The 12,527-nt window shown below is 62.1% G+C and carries 10 protein-coding genes; 5 read left to right on the top strand and 5 right to left on the bottom strand.

Annotated features, from left to right (window positions below; all coding sequences use genetic code 11):
• The first annotated feature begins 11 nt into the window (after window positions 1–11).
• Window positions 12–221 (top strand): accessory factor UbiK family protein, encoded by a 210-nt coding sequence (locus tag HX805_RS02875; protein WP_371103568.1) that lies wholly within the window; start codon window positions 12–14, stop codon window positions 219–221.
• 52 nt (window positions 222–273) lie between these two features.
• On the opposite strand, the gene cfa is transcribed toward HX805_RS02875, so the two are convergent.
• Complete coding sequence (gene cfa / locus HX805_RS02870) at window positions 274–1,356, bottom strand: cyclopropane fatty acyl phospholipid synthase (protein ID WP_003208781.1); 1,083 nt, start codon at window positions 1,354–1,356, stop codon at window positions 274–276.
• A 263-nt stretch (window positions 1,357–1,619) separates the two neighbouring features.
• Between cfa and HX805_RS02865 the strand changes: the two genes are divergently transcribed.
• Together HX805_RS02865 and HX805_RS02860 are read left to right on the top strand one after the other, a co-directional pair.
• Window positions 1,620–2,528 carry a LysR family transcriptional regulator gene (locus HX805_RS02865; protein WP_003208779.1) on the top strand — a complete coding sequence of 303 codons (909 nt, stop codon included), beginning with the start codon at window positions 1,620–1,622 and terminating at the stop codon, window positions 2,526–2,528.
• Between the two features lie 97 nt (window positions 2,529–2,625).
• Window positions 2,626–4,122 carry a YifB family Mg chelatase-like AAA ATPase gene (locus HX805_RS02860; RefSeq protein ID WP_003208777.1) on the top strand — a complete coding sequence of 499 codons (1,497 nt, stop codon included), beginning with the start codon at window positions 2,626–2,628 and terminating at the stop codon, window positions 4,120–4,122.
• On the opposite strand, the gene HX805_RS02855 is transcribed toward HX805_RS02860, so the two are convergent.
• The gene (locus tag HX805_RS02855) at window positions 4,109–4,693 is read right to left on the bottom strand and encodes a TetR/AcrR family transcriptional regulator (protein WP_003208775.1); all 585 of its coding nucleotides are present in this window, start codon (window positions 4,691–4,693) and stop codon (window positions 4,109–4,111) included. The two genes, HX805_RS02860 and HX805_RS02855, sit on opposite strands and share 14 nt — an antisense overlap.
• A gap of 114 nt (window positions 4,694–4,807) precedes the next feature.
• On the opposite strand from HX805_RS02855, the gene HX805_RS02850 reads away from it, so the two are divergent.
• Entirely contained in the window at window positions 4,808–5,731 is a 924-nt protein-coding gene (locus HX805_RS02850; RefSeq protein WP_008439408.1) for an ABC transporter six-transmembrane domain-containing protein, read from the top strand.
• A gap of 118 nt (window positions 5,732–5,849) precedes the next feature.
• Here HX805_RS02850 and HX805_RS02845 read toward each other — a convergent pair whose 3' ends face one another.
• Together HX805_RS02845 and HX805_RS02840 are read right to left on the bottom strand one after the other, a co-directional pair.
• Complete coding sequence (locus tag HX805_RS02845; protein WP_008439409.1) at window positions 5,850–7,826, bottom strand: methyl-accepting chemotaxis protein; 1,977 nt, start codon at window positions 7,824–7,826, stop codon at window positions 5,850–5,852.
• 178 nt (window positions 7,827–8,004) lie between these two features.
• Window positions 8,005–8,925, bottom strand: a complete 921-nt coding sequence (locus tag HX805_RS02840; RefSeq protein ID WP_003208769.1) for a LysR substrate-binding domain-containing protein — start codon at window positions 8,923–8,925, stop codon at window positions 8,005–8,007.
• A gap of 152 nt (window positions 8,926–9,077) precedes the next feature.
• Between HX805_RS02840 and HX805_RS02835 the strand changes: the two genes are divergently transcribed.
• A complete protein-coding gene (locus HX805_RS02835; protein WP_008439410.1) occupies window positions 9,078–10,481 on the top strand; it encodes a NorM family multidrug efflux MATE transporter in 1,404 nt (467 codons plus the stop codon).
• 128 nt (window positions 10,482–10,609) lie between these two features.
• Here the strand turns inward: HX805_RS02835 and HX805_RS02830 are convergent, their stop codons facing one another.
• The gene (locus HX805_RS02830; protein ID WP_008439412.1) at window positions 10,610–12,280 is read right to left on the bottom strand and encodes a bifunctional diguanylate cyclase/phosphodiesterase; all 1,671 of its coding nucleotides are present in this window, start codon (window positions 12,278–12,280) and stop codon (window positions 10,610–10,612) included.
• Window positions 12,281–12,527 lie beyond the last annotated feature (247 nt).

Here is a 12,527-nt window from a genome sequence, read left to right as displayed (position 1 = left end):
ACGCCTCCCGCCTGTTCAGCAGCGACACGCCGCTGCCACGCAATGAAATTGAAAGCCAGTTCAAGGCACTGCTGCAAAGCGGTTTCAGCAAGCTGGACCTGGTAAGCCGGGAAGAGTTTGATAGCCAGATGGTGGTGCTGGCGCGCACTCGGGCGCGGTTGGAAAGCCTTGAGGCCAAGGTGGCGGAGCTGGAAGCGCGATTGACGCCTGCCGCCGAATAAGCCGGCCCAACCGGGGCAGGTTTCACCTGTCCCCGTTAAACCGTTGCAACCCTCAGCTCACCCGCTGATACCCGCCGACAACCCCCTTCTTCGACAATACCCACTGCCACAGCTGGATATCCCGCGCGCGAAACGCCCCTGCACACGACAGCAGGTAATAGCGCCACATCCGGTAGAAGCGCTGGCCAAAGGTGTCTGCGAAATCCGGCCACGCCAGTTCGAAGTTTTCACACCAGGCCATCAGCGTCTTGTCGTAGTCGGCGCCAAAGTTGTGCAAATCCTCGGCAACAAATAACCCGTCCATGGCGTCGCCGATCTGCCCGATCGAGGGCAAATCACCGTTGGGAAAGATGTATTTGTCGATCCACGGATCCGGCGTGCTGTTGCGTTGGTTCTTGCCGATAGTGTGTAGCAGGAACAACCCATCGTCTTTCAGGCAGCGGTTGGCGACCTCCATATACGCCCGATGGTTCTTGCGCCCCACATGCTCGAACATGCCGACACTGGCGATATGGTCGAACTGCTCGTCGATATCCCGATAGTCCTGCAGACGAAACTCGATCGGCAGATGTGAATACTTGGCCCGCCCCCACTCCGCCTGCTCCTTGGAGATGGTCACGCCGACACACTCGACCCCATAGTGCTCGGCCGCATGGCTCATGAAACTGCCCCAGCCACAGCCGATATCCAGCACGCGCATGCCCGGCTTGAGCCCCAGTTTTTTACAGATCAGGTCCAGCTTGGCGAACTGCGCCTGCTCCAGGGTGGTGGCATCTTTCCAGTAGCCACAGGTGTAGGTCATGCGCGAGTCGAGCATGCGTGCGTAGAAGTCATTGCCGAGGTCGTAATGTGCTTCGCCGACTTGCCAGGCGCGTTTCTTGTTTTGCAGGTTCAGCCAGCGGGAGCTGAACGCGTGAAACAACAAGGTGGCCGGGTTGGCCTGGTCGATCACGCCGGAGCGCATGAGGCGGAAAAAAAACTCATCCAGCGCCTCGGCGTCCCAGCCGCCATCCATGTAGTCTTCGCCAAGGCCAAGATTGCCCTTGGCCAGGGCGAGATCAAATGTGGCACTGTGGTGCAGTTGCATATCGGCAGCCGATGGCCCGTTGACCTCGATCTGCGCCTGCGCCAGCAACTCCTTAACGAAGCGCGCTCCCTGAGACATCTCATCAGAACCGGAAAAAGAATGACGCGTTTTGTTAAGCACAGTTGCTCTCCAGAAATAGCGTTGCCTTTGATTCATACACTGCGAGAAATCTGGCCATGGAAGCGTCTGGCAAGGCCCTTAAGGCGTCATGGAAGCGCTGGCTGGGAACAGATGTAACAAATCTTATCCAGCCATTTTTTAAAGATATAATGAATTAATATTATGAAAACCATGCAAAATTGGAATGCAAGATGGACATTCGGGCGCTCCGTTATTTCGTAGAAGTCGTCGACCAGCAGAGCTTTACCAAAGCCGCTGTGAAGCTGCACCTGACCCAGCCAACAGTCAGCAAGATGGTGCAGCAATTGGAGTCGAGCCTGGGCCTGAAGCTGCTCGACCGCATGGGAAAACGCTTCACCCTGACGGACGCCGGGGAAATTGTGCTCAAGCGCGCCAAGGAAATGATCGCGCTGCACGATGAAATGACGGTAGAGCTGCAAGACTTGCAGCATGTCGGGCGCGGCGCCCTGCGCATGGGGCTTTCGCCCTCTACCCACCTCGCACTGGCGCCGATCTTTGCGGAGTATCACGCCCGTTACCCGAAGATCGAACTGAAACTGTTTGAAAGCGGCGGCAATATCACCATCCAGGATCTGCGCCAGGGCACGCTGGAGTTCGGCACCATCCTGGACTCGCCGCGCGTGGCGGATATCTGGTCCGAATTCGAATCCATGCCCTTGTTCGAATCGCCACTGTGCCTGCTCGCGCCCCATGACTCGCCCTGGCAAGGCCGCAGCTCGGTGGAGTTGAGCGAACTGCAAGCCTGCGAATTCATCTTTTACGATGACACCTTCACCCTGAACCAATTCGTACTTGATGCCTGTGCACAAGCCGGTTTTGAGCCGCGGATCAGTGGCCGCAGCAGCCAATGGGACTTTATTGCCTCCCTGGTACGACTGGGCGTGGGCATCACCCTGCTACCCCGGGCATTCTGCGAAACCCTTGATGCGAGCCAGTTCAGCATCGCGGAAATACAGTCGCCGGCGCTGAACTGGAGATTGATGCTGGCGTGGCGTCGGCAGTGCAAATTGTCGTTTGCGGCGCAGGCGTGGTTGACGTTGGCGAAGGAGTTTCTATGTGTGCCGCCGTCGGACCGTTAGCGCGATACGTTCTGTAAAACCTCGCCGCCGCGCGCCGCCCTCACTCGACTACCCTTGAAAAACCGCAGGAAGCGGCCACTCATTTCAAGGAACCAGCATGTCCCTCGCCATCGTCCATAGTCGCGCCCAGATAGGCGTCGAAGCGCCCGCCGTCACTGTCGAGGTGCACATGGCCAACGGCTTGCCGTCGCTGACGCTGGTGGGCCTGCCGGAAACCGCCGTCAAGGAAAGCAAAGACCGCGTGCGCAGTGCGATCCTCAACTCTGCGCTGCAATACCCGTCCCGTCGCATCACCCTCAACCTCGCACCCGCCGACCTCCCCAAAGACGGCGGGCGCTTTGATTTGGCGATTGCCCTGGGGATTCTCGCCGCCAGCGTGCAGGTACCGGCGCTGACCCTCGATAACGTGGAATGCCTGGGCGAGTTGGCGCTGTCCGGCGAGGTGCGGCCGGTGAAAGGTGTGTTGCCGGCAGCCCTGGCGGCGCGCAAGGTCGGGCGCACCTTGATCGTGCCGCGGGCCAATGCCGAGGAAGCCTGCCTGGCTTCGGGGTTGAAGGTGATTGCCGTGGATCACCTGCTGCAAGTGGTGGCGCACCTGAACGGTCACGTGCCGATCGAGCCCTTCGTTTCCAGTGGCCTGATGTACTTGAACAAACCCTACCCGGACCTGAGTGAAGTGCAGGGCCAACTGGCGGCCAAGCGTGCGCTGTTGATCGCTGCGGCGGGCGCCCACAACCTGTTGCTCAGCGGGCCACCGGGCACCGGCAAGACCTTGCTCGCCAGCCGTCTACCAGGGTTGTTGCCGCCCTTGAGTGAACAGGAAGCGCTGGAGGTGGCGGCGATTCAATCGGTGGTCAGCCTGGCGCCGCTGAGCCATTGGCCACACCGGCCATTTCGCCAGCCGCATCATTCGGCATCCGGCCCGGCGCTGGTGGGCGGCGGCTCGAAACCGCAGCCGGGGGAAATAACCCTGGCCCATCACGGTGTGTTGTTTCTCGACGAGTTGCCGGAGTTTGATCGCAAGGTCCTGGAGGTGCTACGTGAGCCGCTGGAGTCCGGGCATATCGTGATTTCCCGCGCTCGCGACCGGGTGCGTTTCCCGGCGCGCTTTCAGTTGGTGGCGGCAATGAACCCCTGCCCTTGCGGCTATGTGGGCGAGCCCAGTGGGCGCTGTCGCTGCACGCCGGAGCAGATTCAGCGCTATCGCAACAAACTCTCGGGGCCGCTGCTGGACCGGATCGACCTGCACGTGACCGTCGCCCGGGAAAGCACCGCGCTGAACCCGGGCATACAGTCCGGTGATGATACCGCCAGCGCCTCCGTCCTCGTCGCCGATGCCCGGGACCGCCAACAACGGCGCCAGGGCTGCGCCAATGCGTTTCTCGACCTGCCGGGGCTACGCCAGCACTGCAAACTGGAAAAGGCTGATGAAGGCTGGCTGGAAAGCGCCTGCGAACGGCTGACGCTGTCGTTGCGGGCGGCCCATCGCCTGCTCAAGGTCGCCCGCACCCTGGCCGACCTGGAACAAGTGGAAGCCATCGCCCGCCATCATCTGGCGGAGGCCTTGCAGTACCGCCCTGCTAGCGCGTCCTAGGCAACGCCAGAAGCAGCCCCGCCACTTCCATCACCTCATCCATCACCGCTTCAGCTGACTCAACGGAGGGTTTGAGCAACAAGTCATCGGCATAGCCCATCGCTACGGCAAAGAGTTGTCGCGCAGCGCGCTTGGGCGACTCACAGCGGAACACTTTGGCCGCCACACCTTGCTCGATGATCTCGGCGAGCATGGCTTGCCATTGGGCGTTGATCACCAGGTAGGCCTGGGCCAATGGCTCGTCATGCATGGCTTCGTCCCAGGCATCCAGCCATAGCGCCCAACCGGCGTCTGCCGTGGAGGGCAGGCAGTCACGCAGGAACCCCTCGAGGGCTTCCAATGGTGGCAGATCCACCAGCGGCGCCCTCACCTCGTCCAGTTGCTCGTTGGCGAACCGCACGAACGCTTCGCGGCGCAGTTCTTTCCAGTCGCTGAAGTAGTGATAGACGTGGCTGCGGGACAGCCCGGCATGCTCCGCCAGGTCGCGGGTGGAAACATCGGCAAACCCTTTGCTGCGAAACAGCTCCAGGGCGGCGGCGATGATCTGGTCTTTACGGTCGATACGCGACATGAGGCTTTTCCTTCAGGCACCGGCAGATCGACGGCGCTTGCTTTTTGAGCGGTCGCTCAAGGATACTTGAGCAGTCGCTCAATAATAGCGTTTATCTCACTCTCGGTGCACCCCATGTCATCCGTAACACCCCAGATCCTGATCGAAGAAAGCAAAAAGATCGGGCAACAATCCGCCAGCCAAACCCTTAAGGCGATCGCCAAGGCCTATCCCGGCAAGTTGTTCTGCACCTTGTCGCTGGTGGCCCTGGAGAACGCATTGCTGCTGGCCTACCCACTGTTTGCGGGGTTCGCGGTGGACTCGATCATCCGCGGCGATGCCGGCAGCGCGCTGTTCTACGCCGCCGTGGTGCTGGCGTTCTGGGTGGTCGGGGCGGCGCGACGGGCGCTGGATACACGCACCTTCACCCGTATCTACGCGGACCTTGCGGTGCCGGTGATTCTCAACCAGCGCCTGCAAAACCACAGCACTTCACGAGCGGCGGCGCGGGTGGTGCTGGCGCGGGACTTTGTCGACTTCTTCGAAAAACACGTGCCGATCATCGCGACGGCGCTGGTTTCCATCGTCGGTGCGGCAGTGATGCTGTTGGTGATCGAGCCGTGGATAGGCCTGGCGTGCCTGACGGCGCTGGTGCTGTGCACAACTTTGTTGCCACGTTTCGCCCGGCGCAATCAGGAACTGCATGAGCGCTTGAATGACCGCCTGGAAAAGGAAATCGGCCTGGTGGAAAAGGTCGGCGCACAGACCTTGCAGCGCCACTACCAGGTGCTGTCACGCCTGCGCATCTGGCTGTCGGACCGCGAGGCCGCAGCGTTCCTGTTTATCGGCACGCTGGCGGCGCTGTTGTTTGTGGTCGCCATCAGCCAGTTGGCGCTGTCGCCGGCGGTCAAGGCCGGCCATGTGTATGCGGTGATGACTTACCTGTGGACCTTTGTCAGCAGCCTGGATGAAGCGCCAGGGATGGTTGATCAACTGGCGCGACTCAAGGACATTGGCAAGCGTGTGGACCCGGGGCTGGGCGACCGATCCGACGTTTGAGGCGTCGGGTCGGCCGTCATCGCGGGCAAGCCCGGCTCCCACAGTGGACCGCGTACTCCAGAACAACACGGTCAACTGTGGGAGCGGGCTTGCCCGCGATGACGGCCCGAACAGTCAATCAACGAAACCGGTCAACCTCATGCCGCAAGCCCGCCGCCAGGGTCTCCAGTTCCTTGGCGGTGATCGCAAGGTTGGACACCACTTCACGCTGCTCGCTGTTGGCCAGGGCGATGCTCTGCAAGTTGCTGCTCAGCAGGGTCGCCGTGCTGCTCTGCTCCTGGGTCGCTGTGGTAATGGCCGCAAACTGCTGGCCCGCCGAGCGGCTTTGCTCGTCGATCCGCGCCAGCGCAGAGGCGACGTCAGCGTTGCGAGCCAGGCCTTCCTGCATCAGCACGTTGCCTTGCTCCATGGTGCTGATGGCGTTGCCGGTTTCCTGCTGGATACTCTGGATCATCCCGGAAATCTCATCCGTGGCCTGACGGGTGCGCGATGCGAGGTTGCGCACTTCATCGGCCACCACCGCAAACCCACGGCCCTGCTCACCGGCCCGCGCCGCTTCGATGGCGGCGTTGAGCGCCAGCAGGTTGGTCTGTTCGGCAATCGCGGTAATCACCCCGACGATCCCGCCGATTTCCTGGGAGCGCTGGCCCAGGGTGTTGATCACCGTGGCCGTGCTGTTCAGCGCGGTGGCGATGTGTTCCAAGGACGACGAAGCTTCCTGCATCGAGGTGCGGCCGATCCTGGTTTGCTGGGCGTTGTCCTGGGCCAGGCGTTCGGTGTTGCCCATGTTGTCGGCAATATTCAGCGAGGTGGCGCTGAACTCTTCCACCGCGCCGGCCATGCTGGTGATCTCGCCGGACTGTTGCTCCATGCCTTCGTACGCACCGCCGGACAAACCCGACAACGCCTGGGCGCGGCTGTTCACGTCTTCAGCCGCCTTGCGGATATGCGACACCATGGTCGACAGCGCTTCGCCCATCTGGTTGAAACTGCGGGCCAACTGGCCGATTTCGTCATGGCTGGAAACGTTCAGCCGTGCGCTCAAATCACCGGCGCCCAGGGCTTCGGCCTGACGCACCAGGTCGCCCAACGGCTGCAACTTGCTGCGCAGCAACCAGACCGCCGCGCCCACCGCCAGCAGCATCGCGAGCAAGCTGCCGATCGCCAGGCGAATCCCCACCGACCAGGTCACCGCGCGAATTTCGGCTTTCGGCATGCTCGCCACCACCGACCACGGGCCGCCTTCAAACGGCACGGCAACGCTGTAGAAATCTTCGTTCTTGTCGCTCCAGAAACGGCCTTTTCCAGGTTTGGCGGCCAGGTCGAGCATCACCGGAATCGACTGATCCAGCGCCTGCACGCCAGCGGGCGGTACCAGCCAGTGCTTCTGTTCGTCCAGCAGCGCCAGGGAACCGGTCTGGCCGATGCGGAAACGCTTGAGGTTGTCGAACTGGGCGTTCTGCGCATCGGTGTAGTCGAAGCCGACAAACAGCACCGCAATCACTTTGCCGCTGGCGTCCCGCACCGGGCTGTACTGGGTCATGTAGGAGCGATCGAACAATACCGCACGGCCAACGTAGCCCTGTCCGCCCAGCAAGCGTTGATAGGCCGGATGCTGGTGATCCAGCGCCGTACCGATGGCGCGGCTGCCATCCTGCTTGGTCAGGGAGGTGCTGACGCGGATAAAGTCCTCGCCGCTGCGTACGAACAAGGTCGCCACGCCGCCGGACATCTGCTTGAACTCATCGACTTCAGCGAAGTTGTTGTTGAGCACTTCCTCGCCCAGGTACAGGCCCGGCGTCTGCACGCCCGCCACCGTCACCGGTTGCTCAGGGCGCGTACTCAAGCCGGCGCTGAAGCGCTTTTCAAACAGCCCGCTCAAACGCTGGGTACTTTCGCGCAAGGTGCTGTGGAAGGTATTGAGTTGGTCGGCCAGCAAGCGGGCCTCGCTGGCCAGGTGCTCCTCGCGGGTGTCGAGGTTGGCGGAATCCAGCGAACGCAACGCGAATACCGTGCTGCCGCTGATGACGACAGCCAGTATCACGGCGAGGGCAAGCCCCAGTTGAGAGGCAATCCGGGCGCGAGGTTGAGACATGAAGGCTCCTGGCCGAGGCCAGGATCATCCTGATCTCATAGCGCTGCTCGGCAAAATTCTAATAGGGGAAACGTTGCAGAACGGTAGTTCCAACAACCCTACTTCGGCGGGCAGGCTCAATACTTGAGCGAATCACAGGGGTATCGCGCAAACGATTGCTGGCCGGTGCGCAATCCACTCAGTCGAGGCGCTCGACCTGGGGCAATTCCATGGCCTGCACTTCGCCCTGGAGAAAGTCACCCAGCCGTCGCAAACGCTCGCCACCCGGCCGGGTCTTCGGCCACACCAGATAGTAATTTTCCCCACTGGCCACAGCGGTGGGCCATGGCAGACTCAGGCGGCCCTGGGCCACGTCTTCGGCCACCATCAGCAAGTCGCCCATGGACACGCCGTACCCTCGGGCGGCGGCGATCATGCCCAACTCCAAGGTGTCGAACACCTGCCCGCCCTTGAGCGAAACCTGGGATGACAGCCCCATGCGCTCCAGCCAGTTGCGCCAGTCACGCCGGTCCGGCGTCGGGTGCAGCAGTTCGGCAGAGGCCAGGCGCGCAACGTCCCAGGGTCCGTCGCTCAACAGGTTCGGCGCGCCCACCGGAATCAGCAACTCCGGAAACAGGTAGCTGGCTTCCCAGTCCGGCGGGAAATGCCCGTTGCTCAGCAACACCGCGCAATCGAATGGTTCCTGGTTGAAATCCACCTCATCGACGCTCATCCAGGCGCTGGTCAGTTGCACTTCATTGCCCGGCTGCAGGTGCCGGAAGCGACTGAGGCGCGCCAGCAGCCAGCGCATGGTCAGGGTGGACGGCGCCTTCATGCGCAGGATGTCGTCCTCGGCATTCAAGGTATGGCAGGCGCGCTCCAGGGCCGCAAAGCCTTCACGCACGCCCGGCAGCAACAGGCGCGCTGCCTCGGTGAGTTGCAAGGTGCGGCCGCTGCGCTGGAACAGGCGGCAGGCGAAATGCTCTTCCAGGGTACGAATGTGCCGGCTCACCGCACTTTGGGTAATCGACAACTCTTCCGCCGCCCGGGTGAACGAGTTGTAGCGGGACGCAGCTTCAAACGCGCGCAAGGCGTAAAGAGGAGGAAGACGACGAGACATGGCGAAAACTCCGACGGCGCAATATCGAAACCCTACCAGAATCATTCAGGCATGAGTTTTAATCATGCGAGCCATCGGATTTATCCCTTTGTGCAATGCGCTGTGAGCGCCGAGAATCAACCCTTCCACCCTTCCCTGACTTTTTGAGCGTGATGATCATGCAGCATCCGGCACGTACCGAACTCTGGGCCATTCTGCGGCTGTCAGGGCCGCTGATTGCCTCACAGTTGGCCCACATGCTGATGGTGCTGACCGACACCCTGATGATGGCCCGCCTGAGCCCCGAGGCCCTGGCCGGCGGAGGCCTGGGTGCGGCGAGCTATTCGTTCGTGTCGATTTTCTGCATCGGCGTGATCGCTGCCGTGGGCACGCTGGTCGCGATCCGCCAGGGCGCCGGCGACATCGAAGGCGCCACCCGCCTGACCCAGGCCGGGCTGTGGCTGGCCTGGTTGATGGCGCTGGTGGCTGGTTTGCTGCTGTGGAACCTCAAGCCGGTGCTGCTGATGTTCGGCCAGACCGAAACCAACGTCGCGTCCGCCGGCCAGTTCCTGACCATCCTGCCGTTCGCCCTGCCCGGCTACCTGACGTTCATGGCCTTGCGCGGCTTCACCAGCGCTATCGGCAAGGCCACGCCGGTGATGGTGATCAGCCTGGGCGGCACGGTGATCAACTACCTGCTCAACCACGCGTTGATCGAAGGCATGTTCGGCCTGCCGAAACTCGGGCTGGTGGGCATTGGCCTGGTCACCGCCATCGTTGCCAACTGCATGGCCCTGGCGCTGATCTGGTACATCAAATACAACCGTGCCTACGACGCGTATCCGCTGCGCAAGGGTCTGCTGCGGCCCAACCTGCATTACCTGCGGGAACTGTGGCGCCTGGGCCTGCCGATTGGTGGCACCTATGCGGTGGAAGTCGGGCTGTTTGCGTTCGCCGCGCTGTGCATGGGCACCATGGGCAGCACGCAGCTGGCTGCGCACCAGATCGCCCTGCAGATCGTGTCGGTGGCGTTCATGGTGCCGGCGGGCATGTCGTACGCGATCACCATGCGTATCGGCCAGCATTACGGTGCCGGGCAGTTGCTGGAAGCGCGGCTGGCCGGGCGAGTTGGCATAGGCTTTGGCGCAGTGGTGATGCTGGGCTTTGCAGCGGTGCTGTGGTTGTTCTCGCACCAACTGATCAGCCTGTTCCTCGACCAGCATGACCCGGCGTTTCGCGACGTGATCAACCTCGCCGTCAGCCTGCTGGCGGTGGCCGCATGGTTTGAGCTGTTCGACGGCGTGCAGACCATCGCCATGGGCTGCATTCGCGGACTCAAGGATGCCAAGACCACCTTCCTGGTCGGGCTGGGCTGCTACTGGCTGATCGGCGCACCGGCCGCATGGTTGATGGCGTTCAATCTCGGCTGGGGGCCGACGGGCGTTTGGTGGGGCCTGGCCCTGGGCCTGGCGTGCGCGGCAGTCAGCCTGACCTGGGCGTTTGAACGGAAGATGAAGCGGATGATTCGCCAGGAGCCTGAAACCCACCAAGGATTTCAAGCCGCGCAGCCGGAGTAACGGCTGTACTCGGTCAAATGTGGGAGCGGGCTTGCTCGCGAATGCGGTGGGTCAGCCATGCATTGGTTGGCTGAAATACCGCATTCGCGAGCAAGCCCGCTCCCACATTTTTGATCGGGTTCACAACATCAGATCACGCCGCCCACCAGTTCCTGGCTGTCACCAAACGTCAGGTAGTCCACCAGTTCCGCCAACGGCAACGGCTTGCTGATCAGGTAACCCTGGGCCTGATCGCAGCCGAACAACCGCAGCAACGCCAGTTGCTCGGCGGTTTCCACGCCCTCGGCGACCACTTCCAGGTTCAGGTTATGAGCCAGGTTGATCATGGCGTGCACCAGCTTGCGATTCTCTTCGCGCTCTTCCATGCCGCCGACAAAGCTCTTGTCGATCTTCAGCAAGGCAATCGGCAGGCTGTTGAGGTGCACGAACGACGAAAAGCCGGTGCCAAAGTCATCCAGGGAAAAGCGCACACCCAGGCGGCCCAGCGCATCCATGGTCTGCTTGACCAGGTCGCTGCGGCGCATCACGGCGGTTTCCGTCAGCTCAAATTCCAGCCACTGGGCTTCCACGCCGCGCTCGGCAATCAGCCGGCTGAGGGTGCTGAGCAGTTGGCTGTCCTGAAACTGGCGGAACGACAGGTTGACTGCCATGTGCAACGGCGCAATCCCGCGTTCGCGCAGGTCCTGCATGTCGCGCAGGGCCCGGGAAATCACCCAGTAGCCCAGCGGCACGATCAAGCCGCTCTGCTCGGCCAGCGGCACGAACTCGCTCGGCGGCAACAGGCCGCGCTCACCGTGGCGCCAGCGCACCAGTGCTTCCAGGCCGACGATATGCCCATCGTCGAGGTCCAGGCGGGGCTGGTAATGCAGCTCCAGTTCGTCACGACGCAACGCCCGGCGCAGCTCGCTTTCAAGGTCGGCGAGGCTGCGGGCATTGCGGTTGATGCGTTCGTTGAAGATATGAAAGGTGCAGCCCTGGGTGCTTTTGGCTTGCTGCATGGCGATGTGGGCGTGCCACATCAACGGGTCGGCGCCGGCCTTGGCGCGGGCATGGGCCACGCCGAGGCTGCAACCGATCAGCAGGCTTTCGCCATCGACCCAATAGGGTTCGGCCATGGCTTCGACGATGCGCTCGGCCATCCATTCGGCGCGCTGGGGCGCACGGCGGGTGTCGATCAGCAGGGCAAATTCGTCGCTGCCCAGGCGCGCCAGTTGATCGCCGGCCTCCAGCTGGCTCTTGAGCCGCGAGACCACTTGCAGGATCAGCCGGTCGCCGGCCTGGTGGCCGAGGGCGTCGTTGGCGTGACGGAAGTTGTCCAGGTCGAGGTGGCCGAGGGCAACGCCACGGCCTTCGTTTTCCGCCAGGCGGGCGGTCAGCAGGGTCTGGAAGCCCTGGCGGTTGGCGATACCGGTCAGCGGGTCCTGTTCGGCCAGGCGTTGCAGGGTGTTTTCCAGCACACCGCGCTCGCGCACATGCCGCAGGCAACGGCGCAATGTATCGACATCCAATGCATTCAGGATCAGCCAGTCGCTGACGCCGAGGGGTGAAACCAGGGGTTCCTCTTCCAACAGCAATACCGTTGGCAAGCTGCAGCGACCGGGGCCGGGCTGAAGGTTGGCCGTGGTCAACAGCACCGCGCTGTGATCGTCGTCGAACAGGTTGCTCACAGACTCCCAGTTTGGCGCGCTGATCAGCACAGCTCCGTCGCCCATCGGCGCCAGGCACTCGCGCAATAACGCTGCCCACGCTGGCTCATCGGCCAGTAGCAGCAAACGCAAGGGTTCGACAGGCGTAGACAAGCTAGCTCCCTAGACTCTGCAAAATTTCGTTGGCGGCGGGCATTATGACGTGCGCCCCGATAATGACCAATGATATGGGTTATCAAATGCGCACTGTGCAGCTCTAGACCGAACAATAGTCCTAAATACCCTGCACATCCTGCGGCAAAGTAACAAAACCGGCAAATTTAGATCGAGTGGTACGTCACACTGTCGTTCAGAGGCAGCAGAATCTTGCCAGCCTGTTAAAATGCCCGCCCTTTTGATC

The organism is Pseudomonas sp. G5001 (assembly GCF_013385475.1).
Lineage (GTDB): Bacteria > Pseudomonadota > Gammaproteobacteria > Pseudomonadales > Pseudomonadaceae > Aquipseudomonas.
This window is presented reverse-complemented; position numbering and strand designations above follow the sequence as displayed.